This window comes from Micromonospora sp. NPDC048842, assembly GCF_040649935.1.
GTDB lineage: Bacteria > Actinomycetota > Actinomycetes > Mycobacteriales > Micromonosporaceae > Micromonospora > Micromonospora hortensis.
In genome coordinates, this window is the sequence record NZ_JBEZGK010000010.1 from 208,908 (window position 1) to 225,517 (window position 16,610).

Sequence of the window (16,610 nt, forward strand, 5' to 3'; positions counted from 1 at the left end):
CGGGTTACGCGGTTGCGGTGTTCGTGGAGGTGAAGAAGCGGCGGCGTGCCCACAGCGAGACGTAGACGAGGCCGACGAGGACGGGTACCTCGATCAACGGGCCGACGACGCCGGCGAGGGCTTGGCCGGAGGTGACGCCGAAGGTGCCGATCGCGACGGCGATGGCGAGTTCGAAGTTGTTGCCGGCGGCGGTGAACGCCAGCGTGGTGGTGCGTTGGTAGCCGAGGCCGATTGCGCGGCCGAGGGCGTAGGAGCCGGCCCACATGAGCGCGAAGTACACCAGCAGGGGCAGGGCGATGCGGACGACGTCCAGGGGTCGGCTGGTGATGGCGTCGCCTTGCAGGGCGAACAGGATCACGATCGTGAAGAGCAGTCCGTAGAGGGCGGCCGGGCCGATGCGGGGCAGGAAGCGGGCCTCGTACCAGGTGCGGCCCTTGGCGCGTTCGCCGAGGCGGCGGGTGAGGTAGCCGGCGAGCAGCGGGATGCCGAGGAAGACGAGCACGTTACCGGCGATGTCCCACGCCGAGACCGTCAACTCGGCGCCGGAGAGCCCCAGCCACTGGGGGAGCACGGCGAGGTAGAACCAGCCGAGCAGGCCGAACGCGACGACCTGGAAGACCGAGTTGAGGGCGACCAGGACGGCGGCGGCTTCCCGGTCGCCGCAGGCGAGGTCGTTCCAGATGATGACCATGGCGATGCAGCGGGCCAGGCCGACGATGATCAGCCCGGTGCGGTACGCGGGCTGGTCGGCCAGGAAGATCCAGGCCAGGGCGAACATCACGGCGGGACCGACGAGCCAGTTGAGGAACAGCGAGGAGATCAGCAGCCGGCGGTCGCCGGTGACGGTGTCGAGCCGGTCGTAGCGGACCTTCGCCAGCACCGGGTACATCATGATCAGCAGGCCGACCGCGATGGGTAGCGAGATCCCGCCGATCTGCACCGCGTCCAGAGCGCTGTTCAGCCCGGGGGTCAGCCGACCGAGGAGCAGGCCGGCGACCATCGCCAGCCCGATCCACACGGGTAGGAACTGGTCGAGTCGGGAGAGCCGGCCGACGACGGCGCTTTCGGTCGGGTCGCTCCGGAGGGTCGTTGTCACGTCGTCGGCGTCACGGTGAGTAGTGCGGCGAGCTGGCGCAGGATGGCCGGCCGGGCGCGGTAGTAGACCCAGGTGCCTCGGCGCTCGGCGTCGACGAGTCCCGCTTCGCGCAGCGTCCTGAGGTGGTGCGAGATGGTCGGGCCGGTCAGGTCGAACGCGGGGGTCAGGTCGCAGACGCAGATCTCGCCGCTCTCGGCGGAGGCGATCATCGACATCAGTTGCAGCCGCACCGGGTCGCCGAGGGCCTTGAACGCGGGCGCGAGCACCGTCGCGGCCTCGGCCGGTACGCGCCGCTCGGTCAGAGGGGGGCAGCACGACACGTCCATGGTCGGACCTGCTTGATTCGACATTCCTCTAGGTTGACACTTCTCTAATCAGTGTGCAACCGTCTGTTTCGACGGACGTCGAGACAGTCCTCCGATCTCTTCCGGAAGGCAACCCGCTGATGGCCGACATCATCGTGCGCCCCATGACCGACGACGACGCCGACCGAGTGCTGGCGATCTACCAGGACGGTCTGGACGCCGGCAATGCCAGCTTCGAGATCACCGCCCCGACCTGGGCGGCGTTCGACGCCGCGCGCCTGAGCGCGCACCGCTTCGTGGCAGTCGACAGCGACGGGGTGGTGCTCGGCTGGATCGCCGTCTCGCCGACCTCGACCCGCGCGGTCTACGCCGGTGTGGTCGAACACTCCGTCTACGTCGACCCGGCCGCCCAGGGCCGGGGCATCGCCCGGCTGCTGCTGACCGCGCTGATCGCCTCCACCGAGGCCGCCGGCATCTGGACCATCCAGTCCGGAGTCTTCCCCGAGAACACCGCCAGCCTCACCCTCCATCGGCGGGCCGGCTTCCGGGTCATTGGCGTACGCGAGCGGGTCGGTCGCCATCACGACCGCTGGCGCGACGTCGTCCTGCTGGAACGTCGAAGCCCCACCATCACCTGACCAGCCTTGGCCGTCACGACGGGCCACCACACCGAGGAGCCACTGATGAACGCTCTGGACGACAGTCCCACCATCGTCATCGGCGCCGGCCCGACCGGTCTCGCCGCCGCCGCGCACCTGCACGAACGCGGCCTGCCCTTCACCGTCCTCGAAGCCGGCGACACCCCGGGTGCCGCGGTACGCCAGTGGGGGCACGTGCGGGTCTTCTCGCCGTGGCGCTACAACATCGACCCGGCCGCCCGTCGGCTCCTCGACGAGGCCGGCTGGGTCGCCCCCGACCCGGGGGCACTGCCCACCGGCGCGGAGCTGGTCGACGACTACCTCCGGCCCCTCGCGCAGCTGCCACACCTGAAGCCACACGTGCGGTACGGGGCACGCGTCGAGGCGATCAGCCGGCTCGGCCTGGACCGACTGCGTACCGCCGGGCGCGACACCGCACCGTTCCTGCTCCGCCTCGCCGACGGCGACGAGCTGGTCGCCCGCGCCGTCATCGACGCCTCTGGCACCTGGAGCACGCCGAACGTCCTCGGCGCGTCCGGTCTGCGCGCGCGAGGGGAGGCCGATGCGGCGGCGTACCTGGAGCACGCGTTGCCGGACGTCCTCGGCGCCGACCGGGGCCGGTTCGCCGGACGGCACACTCTGGTGGTCGGCGCCGGTCACTCGGCCGCGAACACCCTGCTGTCCCTGGCTGAGCTAGCCGCAGTCGAGCCTGGCACCGAGGTGACCTGGGCCATCCGGGCCGCCGCGCCGACGCGTACCTACGGCGGCGGGGACGCCGACGCCCTCCCGGCGCGGGGCGCGCTCGGCGCACGGCTGCGTTCGCACGTCGACGCTGGCCGGATCCGGCTGCTCACCGGCTTCTCCGTGCAGGCGCTCACCCCGACGGACGGCCGGGTGAGCGTGGTCCTGCGGCACGGCGACGGCAGCGTCGAGTCGATCACCGTCGACCGTGTTGTCGCGGCTACCGGCTTCCGCCCCGACCACAGCATCGCCGCCGAGCTGCGGCTGGACCTCGACCCGGTGCTGGGCGCCACCCGTGCCCTGGCCCCGCTGATCGACCCCAACGAGCACTCCTGCGGCACCGTGCCACCGCACGGCGTGGACGTGCTCGCCCACCCCGAGCAGGGCTACTACGCCGTCGGCATGAAGTCCTACGGCCAAGCGCCGACGTTCCTCATGGCCACCGGCTACGAGCAGGTCCGCTCCGTGGTCGCCGCGCTGGCAGGTGACTGGACCGCCGCCCGCGACGTCCAACTCGACCTGCCCGCGACCGGTGTGTGCAACAGCAACCCTGCCGACTCGGTGGGCGACGACTGCTGTGGGCCGCAACCGACGGGGCGTGGACTGTCCACCGGCATCTCCGGAGGGCTGCGGTCCGCACCGATCAGCCTCATCGCCCTCGACGCCGCGCCCGCAGGAGGTTGTTGCGCCAGCTGATCACCGGTTACGACGGTGCCCGCTGCGCGGCGCGAGGGCGCTCCCGGAGGCCTCATGAGAGCGAGACGCCGGGCAGCCCGCGCAGTCGGACGGTGCACCGTCACCGTCGGCTGGCACAGGCGACACACGTACGCGCGGACGGGCGGGCGACGAGTCGCTCGGCGGGAATCGGCCGGGCGCACCGTTCGCACACGCCGTAGCTGCCGTCATCGACCCGTCGCAGCGCGACGTCCAACTCGGCCAGGCGTCGGCGGGTGGCGTCCAGGACGGCGGTGAGCTGCGCGCGTTCGAAGGCGATGGTGCTTCCCTCGGGGTCGTGCTCGTCATCGGCGTTGGACGACCGGGACGCCTCGAAAAGGCTCCGGAGGTCACCGTCCAGGGCGGTGGCCTGGATTTCGGTCTGCTCGCGAAGCCGCAGCAACTCCTCGCGGACCGCGCTGGAATCCCTGTTCATGGCCGTTCCAGAGTACCTGGGGGATGACGGTGGTCACATCACTGGCATTCCGAGACGACCGGTCATATCGTGGTGTCCGTCAGTCAGCCGGAACCCCGGGCGAGAGGAGTGCCACGAGATGCCACGAACGAAGTCGCCGGCCTCCGCCGGGACCCGGCAACGGTTGTCCGACGCCGCGTTGGACCTGTTCCACCTGCGGGGCTACAACGGGACGAGCGTCCAGGACATCGTCGCCGCGGCCGGGGCACCCAAGGGCACCTTCTACAACCACTTCGCCAGCAAGGAGGACCTCGCCCTCGACTCGGTGGCGAGATACTCCGCGGCGATGGGGCTGGAGATGCTCGACGAGAAGCAGGGCGGCACCCCGCTTGAGCGGATCACCGCTCATCTGAGTTACATCACCGGCCTCGGCGACACCATGGGTGACCGCGGATGCCTGCTCGGCAACTTCGCCACCGAGATCCCGGCGCACAGCGATGTCCTGCGCAACGCCGTCGACGCCGGTTTCGGCCGCTGGGTCGCCGCGCTCGCCACGGTGATCGAGCAAGCACGGGCTGCCGGTGAACTGCACGGCGACGAACCCGCCACTGATCTCGCCGGCTTCGTCGTCTCCAGCTACGAGGGCGCGGCAGCGCGGGCGAAGGCATCCGGTGACCCGGCCGCCCTCCGCGAGTTCTTCACCATCACCACGGCCCGGATCCTCACCTGATCCGCGTCCGATCCCAGCGGTGACAGTCCGCGTCGTTCCAACCGACGCGGCGCGTACCCAATCCAAGACGACCGGTCGTACGCCTTCGACCGGGAAGCTACACCTGCATTGAGGAGTGAGACATGAGCACGTACCTGATCAATCACCTGCGTATCCCGGGCGGAGTGCCGACCGAGGAGTCCCTGCGTTACCTGGAGCAGGTGCAGGCCACCACCGAGGCGTACGGCGCCAAGTGGCTTGTCCTGGACGCCCAGGTGCAGGTTCTCGAGGGCAGCTGGCCCGGTTCGGTAGTGCTGATCGAGTTCCCGGACGCGGAGACCGCCAAGACCTGGTACAACTCGCCCGAGTACCAGGCGATCCTGGCGCTACGCGTCGATCACACCATCAACGACCTGGTCCTGGTGGACTCCGTCGGCCCGGACTTCACGGTGGCCGGCTACGCGCGTCAGATCCGGACCCTGCTCGGTCAGTGACCAGCCCTCGCTGACCTGCCGTACCGCGATCCCCGCGCACGCGCGCGCCGTGCGCGGGGATCGCCTACATGAAGTTGCGGGTGTGCAGGGCGGAGAGCGCCGCCGCCTCGTCGGGCCGGAAACCCAGGCGGACGAGGCGGCGCTGACGGCCCTGATCCATCGCGTGTTGCAGAGCATGCACCCGATCGAAGCCGGCGGAGACGTCGTTCGGACGCCAACCACCCGCCGCGAGCACCACCAGCGCGTCGAAGACATCCGCGTTGAGGCCCGCAGTGTCGGCAAGCGCGTCGTGGCGGCGGTGGATGGCCGCCCGCAGCCGGTCGCGCAGCAGCGGATCGAGCTGCGCCTGATGCTCCAGGTGTGCCATGCCGAACACCACGTGCCGGCGCTCGTCCTGCATGGCGAGCCAACAGATCCGGCGCGTCACCGGGTCCGGGGCGTTCTCGTGCAGGAACGACAGCAGATCGACGAAGCTGCCCTCACCGAGCACGGAGAGCAGGAACGACGCCAACGCGAAGTCCGACTCCGCGACGAGGGTGAACAGCGACTGCCGACCGCCAGCGGATGACGTGCCCATCTCGGCGCCCCGCAGCAGCGCCCGCCGGCTGAAGACCTCCATGTGCCGGGCCTCGTCGGCCATCTGCACGGCGAGGAGCTGCACCACCTCCCGGAAGTGCGGATGGATGCGCCCCACGAACCGGGCCGGCACGACGAGGGCGGCCTGCTCGTTCTCGACCAGGTAGGTCATCACCTGTACCACAGCGGCTTCGACGTCGGCCGGCAGCGCGAACGGATCGTCCCACGGCACCGCGGTCTGCGGGTCCCACTGTCGGGCGGCGGCCTGCGCGTACAGGTTCGGGGCGATGTCGGCCCAGACCAGGTCGCGGTCGTCCAGGTCGAACCGGGCCTCCGGACCACCGGCTTCGAGGAGTGAACCCCGGGCGCCGAGCCCCCACCTTGCGGGTGGACGGCTGCTGAGCGCCGACGGCAGGGCCGGCCCGGCCCGCTCCGCGCCGAACCAGCGGTCGTCATCCGCCGACCCGCGGACCACCACCGCGACGAGGTCGCTCGCCTCGCCCCGGTCCGGCCACTCGACCCGATGACCCCGCCGACGACACCAGGCGGGCAGGTGTACGCGCAACGCCGGGTCGCGACCGGAGACCGCCAACCTGCCGCCGGGCGGCAACCCGGCCAGGGCGCGCTGCACCAGCAGGTGCGCGCCCCGGCCGAAACCCAGGTCACCGAGGTCGACCTCGGCGACCGGTGTCGCGCTCACGGCCGGTAGTCCGTGGCCGTCACCCGCCCGTCGGGGGAGTAGAAACCGCTGGCGTCGACCGCGTCGACGAGGGCGTCATACCCAGTGGTGCGGCCCTCCCGCCAGGCCGTCAGCCCCTCCAGGTCGAGCAGCGGACGCACCTGCGGATCGGCGTACGACATGCCGAGCAGCAGCGTGCCGAAGAGCCGGACCCCGTCGGACTCCGGCGCGCGGACCGTCATGTTGCAGTGGTCGTAGCGTGCGGTTTGCGCCACGATCCGGGTGCCCTCGGGCGGTAGTGTGCCCTCCTGGACGAACGCCAGGTGGTTGGCGTCGATCATGCAGGCGGCGTCGACCTCCCCGGCCATCAGGGCGCGGGCCGCGTCGCGCTCGCCGCCGATGTGGTCGCCGTGCAGGCCGACACCCACGTCGAAGCGGCGTACGTCGACAGTGACCCCGGCCGCCGCGAGGTGACCCAGTGGAATCAGCGTTGCCTGTGGACTGTCGATCGCCCCGACGCCGACCACCCGTCCGGCGAGGTCGGCGAGCTGGCGCACCGGCGAGTCCGCGCGGACCACCACGATCGAGGTGAGGTCCTGGTCGGTGTCGCGCATGGTGAGCGCGCGGACGGTAGTGCCGTTGGCGGCCGCCAGCCGCTCGGCCCGCAGCCAGGCCAGGGGAGAGTTCCAGGCCGCGTCGATCCGCCCGGCGACGAGGTCCTCGACCTGTCGTTCGTAGTGGGAGTAGAGGACGAAGTCGAAGTCCAGGCCCCGCCCGCGCAACCAGGTGCGGAAGCCCTCCCAGATGGTCACCACCTTCGGGTCGTACGCGACCGCGCCCAGCAGAACTTCTGGCGCGGGCATCAGCGGTTGGCCTCGTCGAGCAGCGGCAGCCCGGTGGCGAGCCGACCGACGAAATCGTGCAGCGCGTCGGTGGTCGGTGCCATCACCCGGGCTGCGCGGGCGTCCCGGAAACGGCGTTCAAGGCCCAACTCCTTGCGGAAGGCGCTGCCGCCGCAGAGCTGCATCGCGCCATCGGTCACGTCGGCGACGGTCTCGCCGCCGAGCGCCTTGACCTGGAGCACCCGCAGCATCGCGTCGTCGCGGCCGGTCTCCAGTGCGGTGAGCGTGTCGCCCAGGAAGGCGCGCAGCGCGTCGGTGCGGATCATCAGCCGGGCGAGGTCGCGTCGCGTGACGGGCGCGTCGCGCAGGGCGGCGCCGGTGTGCGCGAGTGTGGTCCCGGTGAGATGTCGGCCCGCTTCGGCCACCGCGCTGTCGGCGAGACCGAGGCAGAAGGCGGCGTTGAGCACCAGGAACCAGGGCAGGACCGCACCGAGCGCGGTGTCGAGCCCAGCCCCGTCGGCCGCCATCCTCGCCGTCGACGGAACCCGGAGCCCGTCGGCGGTCATCGGCCGAGAGCCGTTGCCCCGCAGACCCAGCCCGTCGAAGTCGCCGGTCACGCTCAGGCCGGCGCTGTCGGCCGGCACCAGCCACAGCGTCATCGGGCCGGCGTCGCGGGTCAGTGGAAGGCTCGACCAGACGTAGCTGTTGGCCTCGCCGGCCGAGGTGACCCAGCTCTTACGGGCGTCGAGGCGGACGGTGTCGTCGTCGGCGGCTGTCGCGGTGCCGGTCGGCGACCAGAAGTGGCTGCGCGAGCCGTACTCGGAGAACGCCAACGTGGTGAGGTGATCGCCGGTGGCGATGGCCGCGCGGACGTCCCGGGGGCCGTGCGCCTCGATGACGGCGGTCGCCGCGTAGTGCATGAGCACCACCATCGCTGTGGACCCGCACTCGGCGGCCAGCCGCTCGATCACCTCGGCGACCACCCGCATGCCGTGGCCGGCGCCACCGACCTCGGTCGAGGAGGCCAGGCCGAGTAGGCCGGCTGCGGCGAGAGCGTCGACACCCGGACGGGGGAAGGCCCCGTCCCGGTCGACGATCGGCGCCTGCGGGCGGATCACGTCGTCGATCACAGTGCCGAGCGTGTCCGTGGCATCGGTGGCGGTCTGGGCATTGTCGACACTGGCCGTCATGCTCGGTACCCCTTAAGGCAGGCCGATGGGACCGCTGTCGACACTATCCGAACCCGAAGACGCAGCGCGAGCGTCGGATTACCGTCTGGCGCGGGCGTTGTCCCGGTGGGGTCGGCCGTGCCCGTCGTCCCGGTCGATGCGCAGCTCGCGCTCCAACTCGGTGATGACCGCCCGCAGGTCGTCCAGCCGTTGGGTGAGCGCGATCCGGTCCACCTCGTCCGGTACGCCGTCGCCGTCCTCGTCGTACCCGGGAGCCAGGCGCTCGGTCATCTCCAACCGGCGGGCCTCCTCCATGGAGTTCACGATGACCGCGATGAGGATGTTGAGCAGCAGGTTGACGGTGATGACCACGTAGCTGACGTAGTAGAGCAGCGTCCATGGTGAGATCGCCATGCCCTGCTCGATGAGGTCGGGCAGCGTCTCCAGCGACAACAGCACGAACAACGTCAGCAGCGATCGGCCGATGTCGCCGTACTCCTCCGGATACCTGTTGCCGAAGATCAGCCAGCCGGCCATGCCGTACACGTAGAGCGTCACCACGGCCAGGGCGAGGAACCCGGTGACGCCCGGCAGGCTGCGCCACAGTGCGGAGACGATGGTCCGCAGACCGGGGGAGAACCGCACCAGGCGGACCATGCGGGCGACCCGGACGACCCGCAGCAGCGCCGGGTCGCCGTGCAGGCCCGGAATGAAGATCGCCGCGATCACCACGAAGTCGAAGACGTTCCAGCCGTGCCGGAAGAAGTCCTGGGGGCGTCTGCCGTAGGCGGCCAGCCGGACGGCGATCTCGACGACGAAGACGGCCCGGAAGAACAGCTCCAGGCCGTGCAGCGCGGTGCCCGCCGGGCTCAGATCGTCGTACGTCTCCAGGCCGAGAACGATGCCGTTGGCGAGGATGACCACGACGATGGCGATCTCGAAGGGCCGTGACCGGGCGAGCCGGTCGCAACGGTCGGTCCATCCTGAACTGTGCGACGGCGGTGTGGACGGAGCACCCCGCTGGGCGGGCGCGGGTGCGTCACTCACCAGTCGGCCGGCTCGATGAGGCGCGCCGGGGCCGGGGCCCACCTCCGGCCGTCGTCGTGGCGGTGCGGATGGTGTGCGGGCATGCCCACCAGCCTAGCCAAGATCAATGACGCTGCGCGACAGTGCCGTCCGTGCAGCGTGACTCGTTCGCTGCGCGTCGGCGCGATCCGTGCGGCGACGACACAAATCGCGAACGCCGTTTGCGGTTTACAGTAGATCAGTGAGTGACGCAGCCGCGAGCGGCCCCGACCGGCAGCCGATCTGGAGCAGGCCCGAACGTGGTAGCCGCGGCCCCGCTCCGGCGCACAGCCGGGACGCCATCGTCGTGGCCGCCATCACCCTGGCCGACACCGAAGGGCTGGCCGCGGTATCGATGCGCGCCGTGGCCTCCGCGCTCGGCACCGGCGCCGGATCCCTCTACCGCTACCTGTCGTCCCGCGATGACCTGCTGGACCTGATGACCGACCGGGCAGTGGGGGAGTTGCGCCCGTACCCGCAGGTGGAGGACGACTGGTTGGAGACGATGGTGCTGCTGGGACGCCGACAGTTGACGCTGTTCGGCGCCCACCCGTGGCTGCTCGATGTGATCCACCGGCCCTCCGGCATCGGCCCGCAGAGCCTGGCCTGGTTCGACAACTGCATCCGGATCCTGGAACCAGTGCGGTGCCCTGCCGCCGCCAAGTTCGAGACCATCGCGATGATGACCGGCGTGGTGAGTCTCTTCGCCCGCCGCGAGTCCGCCGCCGGGGCGTCCAGCTTCGCCGCGGTGGACCTCGCGGCGTACCCGCACCTGGTCGCGGCGTTCAGCCAGCCCCCAGGGCCGGCGCCCCGGGCGGACCTCGTCGAGCGGACCCTGCGCGGCCTGCTGACCGGCCTGCTGCTCGCGGAGTCGACCGAGGCGGGCTGACCGCCTCGGCGGGCCGATGGTTTCGGCCGTTTCTCCGCGACCTCGACTAGGTTCTCGATGGTGGGCCGGACCAGACGACCCCGCGCCAACTGCGGAGAGGTGCGCGATGTCCGACTCTGATCTTGCCGACCTGCGCCAACGGGCCAAGGACGGTGACCGGGACGCGGTCGACCAGCTCGTCGAGCTCGCGGGGGAGCGGGGTGACCTGGTCGAGTGTCGGTGAGCTTCGCTGGCTCGCCGACGGCGGGAACCGGGACGCGGCCGACGTTCTGGCCGAGCTCACCGAAGAGCGGGACGAGGCGGAGTAGTCGGCCGCCGTGGGTGAGGTTGGGGGCGGGCGACGGCGACCGGAGGTCCCGCCGCCCGCTTCGGCGATGGATCCGGTTCAGGCCCGCGCGGCCCGGATGGCGTCACGCAGCGGGGTGCTCGGCCGCCCGAGCAACCGGCTGAGGTCGTCGCTGTCGGTTGCCAGCTCGCCATTGGCGATCGAGTGGTCGAGCGCGGCGACGAAACCGGCGGTCCCCGCGTCCAGGCCGACGTTCTCCAGGGCCGAGGCCAGGTCGGCGGCGGACATGTCCTGGTGGACGACTGTGGTGCCGGTGACCTCGGTGACGGCCTCGGCCAGCTCGTCGAAGGTGAACGCGGTGCCGCCCAGTTCGTAGACGGCGTTGCCGTCCTCCTCCCGGGTCAGCGCGGCCACGGCCGCCCCCGCGTAGTCGGCCCGGGTCGCGGCGGAGATCTTGCTGCCGCCGGTGGCGCCGAGGATCGAGCCCGACCCCAGGTACTGCGGGAGCTGGTCGGTGTAGTTCTCGGTGTACCAGCCGTTGCGCAGCACGGTGTGGGTCAGACCGGACGCGACGAGGATTTCCTCGGTGGCCTTGTGCTCCGGGGCCAGCGGGTTTGCTGTGGTGTCGGCCTTGAGGATGCTGGTGTAGACGAGACGCTCCACCCCGGCGAGCTTGGCGGCGTCGATGACCGCTGTGTGCTGCGCGACGCGCTGACCGGGAGTGTCGCCGGAGATGAGCAGCAGGCGGCGTACGCCGGCCACGGCGCCGGGGAGCGTCGACGGGTCGTCGTAGTTGGCCTTGCGGATCTCGACCCCGTGCGCGGCCAGGTCGGCGGCCTTCTCCGGGCTGCGGACGATGGCGGCGATCTCGGCGGCGGGTACACCGCTGCCGAGCAACTGCTCGATCACCAGGCGGCCCAGCCGGCCGGTGGCGCCGGTGACGGCATAGGTGGGCATGGGAACCTCCGGAGGGTAGGGGTGAATCAGTAAGCACTTACGAATCTACAGCACTAACCAATGGGCAGCATGAGATAGGCTGGTGAGGTGAGCGACATGCCGGCCCAGGACCCGGCGGGGCCTACCCAGGAATTCGTCAGCGATGTCTTCGCGCGGGGTTGCACCTCCCGTGCGGCCTTCGAGGACGTCACCTCGAAGTGGGCCTCGCTGGCCCTGTTGGCGCTCGGCGAGGGCCGCTACCGGTTCAACGCGCTGCGACGCCGCATCGACGGGGTCAGCGAGCGGATGCTGTCCCAGACCCTGCAGACCCTCGAACGCGACGGGATGCTCACCCGCGAGGTGCTCACAGCGATCCCACCGCGCGTCGAATACTCGCTGACCCCGCTCGGCGCCCAGGTCGCCGAGCAACTGCGTGGCCTCGCCGATCTGCTGGAGGCCTCGGTGCCCGAGTTGCAGACCGCCCGCGACAGCCGCGAGCGCGACCGGAGCTAGGCCGATCCCGCGCCGGCCTCGCGTCGCGCCACTACCGTCAGTGGGCGCTGGCGGATGCGCTGGGTCGCCACGACGCATCCCAACACCACCAGCGCCGCCGCGATCGAGGCGGGGGAGACCACCTCGCCGAGCAGCAGCGCCGACCACCCCAGGGTCAGCACCGGCTGGGCGAGTTGGACCTGGCCCACCTGCGCTATACCTCCCCGGGCCAGGCCGGCGTACCAGGCGAAGAAGCCCAGAAACATCGAGACCCCGGTGAGATAACCGAACGCCGACCAGCCGAGAGCGTCGGCCCGCGGCGGACCGGCGGCGGCGGCAACGGCCGTGACGGGAACGGTGATGGGCAGCGAGAGCAGCAGCGCCCAGCAAATCGTCCGAGCGCCGCCCAACTCGCGGGCGAGCGCGCCGCCCTCGGCGTAGCCAAGGCCGCACAGCACGACCGCCGCGAGCAGGAACAGGTCGGGCAGGGTGAGGGCCCCGCGTACCGCGCCGCTGGCGCCGAGGAAAGCGAGAACCGCCAGCAGTCCGCCGGCGCTCACGATCCAGAACAGCGGCGGTGGGCGTTCGCCGGCCCGCAGCACCGCGAACACTGCCGTCATCGCGGGCAGTGCGGCGATGACGACCGCGCTGTGCGCGGAGGTCTGGGTGAGGAGCGCCATCGAGGTGAACAAGGGAAAGCCGACGACGACTCCGAGTGCGACGATCGGCAGCCGTTGCCACTGACCGCGGGTGGGCCGCGGTGCGCCGGTGAGACGCAGGTACGCCCATGCCAGCAGCCCCGCGCCGACAGCCCGGCCGAAGGCGACGAACCACGGGTCGAGCTGCTGCACGGCGATGCGGGTGGCCGGGAGCGACAGACTGAAGCCGAGCACGCCCAGGGCGCCGAGGCCGAGCCCGACGATCCGATCCGCTGTTACCGTGTTTCTGGCAGTAGCGCTACTCTCGTCCCTCATGGAGAACGGTAACGCAGCCCAACGCGTTATCCAAGATCTGCGGGGTCTCGCGGCCGTCGCCGGTCCCGGTGGCCGGCTGCCCTCGGTACGCGAGCTGACCGCCCGCCATCAGGCCTCGCCGGTCACCGTCGCCGAGGCGATCCGCCAGTTGGCGGCCGAGGGGCTGATCGAGGCGCGACCCGGCCGAGGCACCTTCGTGGCCACTCCACCGGACGAGCCAGGCGTACCCGACCTGTCCTGGCAGACCGTCGCGCTCGGGCCCCGCCGGTTCGGTCAGGATGAGATGCAGGCGCTGTTGGCGCTGACGCCCGCCGGAACGATCCCCCTGTCCGGTGGCTACCTCCACGCGGACCTCCAGCCTGCCGCCGCGCTCGGCGCGGCCCTCACCCGAGCCGCCCGCCAGCCCGCGAGCTGGCAGCGTGGGCCGGTCGAGGGTCGCGCGGACCTGCGCGCCTGGTTCGCCCGTGAGGCCGGGGCGGGGCTGCACGCCGACGACATGGTGATCTGCCCCGGCGGGCAGGCCGCCCTGTCGTCCGCGTTGCGGGCGCTCACCGCGCCCGGCGACGCCCTGCTCGTCGAGTCGCCCACCTACCTGGGTGCGTTGGCCGCGGCCCGCGCGGCCGGGCTGCGGGTGGTGCCAGTGCCGGCCGACGCCGACGGGGTACGACCCGACCAACTCGCCGCCGCGTTCGCCCGCACCGACGCCCGGCTCTTCTACTGCCAGCCCCTGTACGCCAACCCGCATGGCGCGACGCTGGCCGAGCACCGCCGGGCGCAGGTCGCCGAGGCCGTACGCGACGCCGACGCGTTCCTGATCGAGGACGACTACGCCCGTGACCTCACCATCGACGATCCGGCTCCGCCACCACTGGCCAGCGATGATCCCGACGGCCACGTCATCTACCTGCGCTCGCTGACCAAGTCGACCGCCCCCGGGCTGCGCGTCGCCGCCATCGGAGCCCGTGGCCCGGCCGGGGCTCGACTGCGCGCTGCCCGGCTGCTCGACGACTTCTTCGTCGCCGGACCACTGCAACAGGCGGCGATCGACTTCCTCACCTCTCCGGCGTGGTCGCGGCATCGTCGGGCACTGCGCACGGCCCTTCGGACACGCCGTGACGCGTTGCTGACCGCGCTACGTCGGCATCTGCCAAGCCTTGCTCCACAGTCGATCCCACGCGGCGGCATGCACCTCTGGGTGCGCCTCGCCGCCGGCGCCGACGATGCGGCACTGGCCGCTGCCGCGGCGGCCGAAGGCGTCGCCGTCTTCCCGGGCCGGCCCTGGTACGCGGCCGAACCCCCGGCCCCGCACCTGCGCCTCACCTACGCGGCAGCCGCACCCGAACTCATGGACGAGGCCGTTCGACGCCTCGCCCGCGTCCTCCGTTGAACCCCGGGCGCCTGGCTGGTTGGCGTCCTGCGAGTGGGTCTCAGGTGTTCAGCGTCTCGCGTGGCGGCACACCGAAGCTGGCGTGGTATCGCGCGGTGAACCTGCTGTGGCTGGCGAAACCCCACCGACTGGCAATCGCCGAGACCGTCTCCTGGCGCGGGTCGGCGCGTACCAGGTCGTGGTGTGCCCGGACGAGCCGGACCCGACGCAGGTAGGCCATGGGGGTGGTGCCCAGGTGACGGCGGAAGGCGAGTTGCACCGCCCGGAGGGAGACGCCGGCGGCGCCGGCGATGTCGGCGGCGCTGATGTCCCGGTCGGCGTGCTCCTCCAGAAACGTGATCGCCCGTCGCAGCGTGGCGGTGGTGGCGTCGTTCCGGTCCGCGGCGGTCGGTTCGGTGAACGCGGTGTTGGGGAAGACCGCGAGCGCCGCCGCGGCCAGCATCCGGGCGGCGTTGCCGATCACCAGCGACTGTGCCCCGGCGGCCGGGCTGTTCAACACGACGTCGCGGACGAAGCTTGTGGTGTTGCGCCACTGCCGGGCGAGGGCCGTGCTGGCGGCACCCAGCTCGGTGAACTCGATCCGCCCGGGCCGGCGGGCCGGGGCGGTGGTGGCCACCTGCGCCAGCACCGACAGGTCCAGCACGCAGAGCTCCACCTCGCCGGGATGCCAGTGGACGGTGCATGGCTCCTCGGGCCTGGTGACGAGGAAGACCTCGCCGGGGCCGAACCGGTGGGCCGATCCGGCGCAGGAGCGATCGACGTGTGCGGTGCGGGTACGACCGATGACCAGCCCGCCGAGGGTGCTGGCATCGATCTCGAGGTGCGCGGTCTGGCGGGTGGTCGCGATGGCGAAGGGGCCCGTGTCGACGCGGTGGTGGGTGAGCCGGTATCCGTTCCTGCTCTGAATGCGCAGTTTCGGGTCGTACGTGGCGGACAGGAATTCCTGAATGGCCGCCGGGTCACGACTGTCGAACTGGCGTGTCTGCACTGGTGATGACGTCATCCGCTGTCTCCGTCCGGTGGAGGTGCCGCCGGGTGCTGGAACGGGTGTCGACGGCAGGTTCGGGACGTGCCGGGGTGCTCGGCGGTGACCCGGCACATCATTGGCCGGCGGTGCGGTGGGATGGAACGTCGCGAGCGGGACGGCAGCGACCGGGTGGAGCGTGTCGGATCTGGTCTGACCATTCACTGACGCTGAGACGCAATATCTGTAGATGGGAATGTCACCATACGACAATCACCGACCTGCCGTCCCGCGAATCACTGTGATGTGTCGGCAGCTCGACTTCGTTTTCCGGCTAGCGCGCCAAATGGTTCTACGTCTGCTGTCCTAGCCACCCTCGTGGCCGACAGCGAAATCTTGTTCATGATTCGTCGGAGGATGACCGGGTCACTGCCGGGAGGCCGACCCACGGAGGGGGAAGCGTTGGACAGTACCGATCCTGACCGCGTCGTTCGGCTGGCCGTCGCCGAGGCGCTGGCCCGGGTGGCGGACGAGGACAGCCTGGGTCTGGGCGAGGGGGACGCGCTGGAGAGGCTCGGGCGTGGGCTCCGCGAGGTGCTGCGCCGCGCACTCGACGACCGGGTGCCACTGACCACGCCGGAGTTCGTCGACCTCTGCCGCGACCTGGGTCTGCACCGTGACGCCTTCGACCTGTTGGGGCACTACCTGATGACCGCGTTGCTGACCCAGCACGTCGGACCGGACGCCCTGATCCGCGTCGGGGTGCTCTTCGGCACCGTCGGGCGTTACCTGCCCGGTGCCCGTCCGGTGGCCCACCGCAACGAAGGTCCCGCGACGCGGCGACGCGACGTGCGTTCGGACAACAGCGTCGTCGGTCGGTACCGCCGCGCCAAGCTGCCGGAGCACCTCCCCAACCCGCCGAGCTGGACCTGCACGGGATGTGGCCGCGAGTGGCCCTGCGCCACCAAGCAGAGCCAACTGCTCGCCGAGTTCGGTGGAGCGCGCGCCTCCCTCGCGGTCTATCTCGGCTCCTGCCTCGTCGCCGCCGCTCAGGACCTGCCCACGATGCCGTTGCCCCGGGTCCGGCTCCGCTTCCTGGGCTGGCTGCCGCGCGCCCGGATCTGATCGGCGTTGCGCGCAGGTCGGGGCAGGGTGTTCATCGTGTGCACCAGCTGCGTACGGCGGCTGTTCACCGCCTTCTCCGAGGCTCCTTGATCGAAAGAGCATTCGCTTGATCGA

The 16,610-nt window shown here is 71.1% G+C and carries 18 protein-coding genes; 8 read left to right on the plus strand and 10 right to left on the minus strand.

Features of this window, described 5'->3' with window-relative positions:
• Window positions 1-4: 4 nt before the first annotated feature.
• On the minus strand, window positions 5-1,096 hold the full coding sequence (gene arsB, locus AB0C19_RS17020) for an ACR3 family arsenite efflux transporter (RefSeq protein ID WP_357185792.1): 1,092 nt from the start codon (window positions 1,094-1,096) through the stop codon (window positions 5-7).
• The gene (locus AB0C19_RS17025) at window positions 1,093-1,446 is read right to left on the minus strand and encodes a metalloregulator ArsR/SmtB family transcription factor (RefSeq protein WP_357185795.1); all 354 of its coding nucleotides are present in this window, start codon (window positions 1,444-1,446) and stop codon (window positions 1,093-1,095) included. Before AB0C19_RS17025 ends, arsB begins: the two co-directional genes overlap by 4 nt.
• Before the next feature lie 95 nt (window positions 1,447-1,541).
• Here AB0C19_RS17025 and AB0C19_RS17030 point away from each other — a divergent pair, with 95 nt between their 5' ends.
• Window positions 1,542-2,039 (plus strand): N-acetyltransferase family protein, encoded by a 498-nt coding sequence (locus AB0C19_RS17030; RefSeq protein ID WP_357185798.1) that lies wholly within the window; start codon window positions 1,542-1,544, stop codon window positions 2,037-2,039.
• Between the two features lie 45 nt (window positions 2,040-2,084).
• On the plus strand, window positions 2,085-3,476 hold the full coding sequence (locus AB0C19_RS17035; RefSeq protein WP_357185801.1) for an FAD-dependent oxidoreductase: 1,392 nt from the start codon (window positions 2,085-2,087) through the stop codon (window positions 3,474-3,476).
• A gap of 100 nt (window positions 3,477-3,576) precedes the next feature.
• Here the strand turns inward: AB0C19_RS17035 and AB0C19_RS17040 are convergent, their stop codons facing one another.
• A complete protein-coding gene (locus AB0C19_RS17040; protein ID WP_091406793.1) occupies window positions 3,577-3,930 on the minus strand; it encodes a TraR/DksA C4-type zinc finger protein in 354 nt (117 codons plus the stop codon).
• Window positions 3,931-4,048: 118 nt separating this feature from the next.
• On the opposite strand from AB0C19_RS17040, the gene AB0C19_RS17045 reads away from it, so the two are divergent.
• Both AB0C19_RS17045 and AB0C19_RS17050 read left to right on the plus strand, forming a co-directional pair.
• Window positions 4,049-4,639, plus strand: coding sequence for a TetR/AcrR family transcriptional regulator (locus tag AB0C19_RS17045; protein ID WP_112676381.1), 591 nt, complete (start codon window positions 4,049-4,051; stop codon window positions 4,637-4,639).
• 122 nt (window positions 4,640-4,761) lie between these two features.
• Window positions 4,762-5,112: a DUF1330 domain-containing protein gene (locus tag AB0C19_RS17050; protein ID WP_357185805.1), complete on the plus strand. Its 351-nt coding sequence runs from the start codon at window positions 4,762-4,764 to the stop codon at window positions 5,110-5,112.
• Window positions 5,113-5,176: 64 nt separating this feature from the next.
• Here AB0C19_RS17050 and AB0C19_RS17055 read toward each other — a convergent pair whose 3' ends face one another.
• From AB0C19_RS17055 to AB0C19_RS17070, 4 genes are all read right to left on the minus strand, one after another.
• A complete protein-coding gene (locus tag AB0C19_RS17055; protein WP_357185808.1) occupies window positions 5,177-6,388 on the minus strand; it encodes a ferritin-like domain-containing protein in 1,212 nt (403 codons plus the stop codon).
• Entirely contained in the window at window positions 6,385-7,230 is an 846-nt protein-coding gene (locus AB0C19_RS17060; protein WP_357185811.1) for a PhnD/SsuA/transferrin family substrate-binding protein, read from the minus strand. The genes AB0C19_RS17055 and AB0C19_RS17060 overlap by 4 nt, the downstream gene beginning before the upstream one ends.
• Entirely contained in the window at window positions 7,230-8,399 is a 1,170-nt protein-coding gene (locus tag AB0C19_RS17065) for an acyl-CoA dehydrogenase family protein (protein WP_357185815.1), read from the minus strand. Before AB0C19_RS17065 ends, AB0C19_RS17060 begins: the two co-directional genes overlap by 1 nt.
• A gap of 78 nt (window positions 8,400-8,477) precedes the next feature.
• On the minus strand, window positions 8,478-9,425 hold the full coding sequence (locus AB0C19_RS17070) for an ion transporter (protein WP_357185818.1): 948 nt from the start codon (window positions 9,423-9,425) through the stop codon (window positions 8,478-8,480).
• A 220-nt stretch (window positions 9,426-9,645) separates the two neighbouring features.
• Between AB0C19_RS17070 and AB0C19_RS17075 the strand changes: the two genes are divergently transcribed.
• Window positions 9,646-10,332 (plus strand): helix-turn-helix domain-containing protein, encoded by a 687-nt coding sequence (locus tag AB0C19_RS17075; protein WP_357185821.1) that lies wholly within the window; start codon window positions 9,646-9,648, stop codon window positions 10,330-10,332.
• 385 nt (window positions 10,333-10,717) lie between these two features.
• On the opposite strand, the gene AB0C19_RS17080 is transcribed toward AB0C19_RS17075, so the two are convergent.
• Window positions 10,718-11,575, minus strand: coding sequence for an SDR family oxidoreductase (locus tag AB0C19_RS17080; protein WP_357185824.1), 858 nt, complete (start codon window positions 11,573-11,575; stop codon window positions 10,718-10,720).
• A gap of 96 nt (window positions 11,576-11,671) precedes the next feature.
• On the opposite strand from AB0C19_RS17080, the gene AB0C19_RS17085 reads away from it, so the two are divergent.
• Window positions 11,672-12,067, plus strand: coding sequence for a helix-turn-helix domain-containing protein (locus tag AB0C19_RS17085; RefSeq protein ID WP_357185963.1), 396 nt, complete (start codon window positions 11,672-11,674; stop codon window positions 12,065-12,067).
• On the opposite strand, the gene AB0C19_RS17090 is transcribed toward AB0C19_RS17085, so the two are convergent.
• Window positions 12,064-13,020 (minus strand): DMT family transporter, encoded by a 957-nt coding sequence (locus tag AB0C19_RS17090; RefSeq protein WP_357185827.1) that lies wholly within the window; start codon window positions 13,018-13,020, stop codon window positions 12,064-12,066. The genes AB0C19_RS17085 and AB0C19_RS17090 overlap by 4 nt on opposite strands.
• Here AB0C19_RS17090 and AB0C19_RS17095 point away from each other — a divergent pair.
• Complete coding sequence (locus tag AB0C19_RS17095) at window positions 13,019-14,407, plus strand: PLP-dependent aminotransferase family protein (RefSeq protein WP_357185830.1); 1,389 nt, start codon at window positions 13,019-13,021, stop codon at window positions 14,405-14,407. The genes AB0C19_RS17090 and AB0C19_RS17095 overlap by 2 nt on opposite strands.
• Window positions 14,408-14,447: 40 nt before the next feature.
• Here the strand turns inward: AB0C19_RS17095 and AB0C19_RS17100 are convergent, their stop codons facing one another.
• Complete coding sequence (locus AB0C19_RS17100; protein ID WP_357185832.1) at window positions 14,448-15,410, minus strand: helix-turn-helix transcriptional regulator; 963 nt, start codon at window positions 15,408-15,410, stop codon at window positions 14,448-14,450.
• Between the two features lie 423 nt (window positions 15,411-15,833).
• Here AB0C19_RS17100 and AB0C19_RS17105 point away from each other — a divergent pair, with 423 nt between their 5' ends.
• Window positions 15,834-16,496 carry a hypothetical protein gene (locus AB0C19_RS17105; protein WP_357185834.1) on the plus strand — a complete coding sequence of 221 codons (663 nt, stop codon included), beginning with the start codon at window positions 15,834-15,836 and terminating at the stop codon, window positions 16,494-16,496.
• Window positions 16,497-16,610 lie beyond the last annotated feature (114 nt).

What these genes read in the sequence shown, in the direction of transcription:
- AB0C19_RS17025 (WP_357185795.1), bottom strand. Translation starts at nt 1,446, where the DNA reads ATGTCGAATCAAGCAGGTCCGACCATGGACGTGTCGTGCTGCCCCCCT.
- AB0C19_RS17030 (WP_357185798.1), top strand. Translation starts at nt 1,542, where the DNA reads ATGGCCGACATCATCGTGCGCCCCATGACCGACGACGACGCCGACCGA.
- AB0C19_RS17035 (WP_357185801.1), top strand. Translation starts at nt 2,085, where the DNA reads ATGAACGCTCTGGACGACAGTCCCACCATCGTCATCGGCGCCGGCCCG.
- AB0C19_RS17040 (WP_091406793.1), bottom strand. Translation starts at nt 3,930, where the DNA reads ATGAACAGGGATTCCAGCGCGGTCCGCGAGGAGTTGCTGCGGCTTCGC.
- AB0C19_RS17045 (WP_112676381.1), top strand. Translation starts at nt 4,049, where the DNA reads ATGCCACGAACGAAGTCGCCGGCCTCCGCCGGGACCCGGCAACGGTTG.
- AB0C19_RS17050 (WP_357185805.1), top strand. Translation starts at nt 4,762, where the DNA reads ATGAGCACGTACCTGATCAATCACCTGCGTATCCCGGGCGGAGTGCCG.
- AB0C19_RS17060 (WP_357185811.1), bottom strand. Translation starts at nt 7,230, where the DNA reads ATGCCCGCGCCAGAAGTTCTGCTGGGCGCGGTCGCGTACGACCCGAAG.
- AB0C19_RS17065 (WP_357185815.1), bottom strand. Translation starts at nt 8,399, where the DNA reads ATGACGGCCAGTGTCGACAATGCCCAGACCGCCACCGATGCCACGGAC.
- AB0C19_RS17080 (WP_357185824.1), bottom strand. Translation starts at nt 11,575, where the DNA reads ATGCCCACCTATGCCGTCACCGGCGCCACCGGCCGGCTGGGCCGCCTG.
- AB0C19_RS17085 (WP_357185963.1), top strand. Translation starts at nt 11,672, where the DNA reads ATGCCGGCCCAGGACCCGGCGGGGCCTACCCAGGAATTCGTCAGCGAT.
- AB0C19_RS17095 (WP_357185830.1), top strand. Translation starts at nt 13,019, where the DNA reads ATGGAGAACGGTAACGCAGCCCAACGCGTTATCCAAGATCTGCGGGGT.
- AB0C19_RS17090 (WP_357185827.1), bottom strand. Translation starts at nt 13,020, where the DNA reads ATGAGGGACGAGAGTAGCGCTACTGCCAGAAACACGGTAACAGCGGAT.
- AB0C19_RS17100 (WP_357185832.1), bottom strand. Translation starts at nt 15,410, where the DNA reads ATGACGTCATCACCAGTGCAGACACGCCAGTTCGACAGTCGTGACCCG.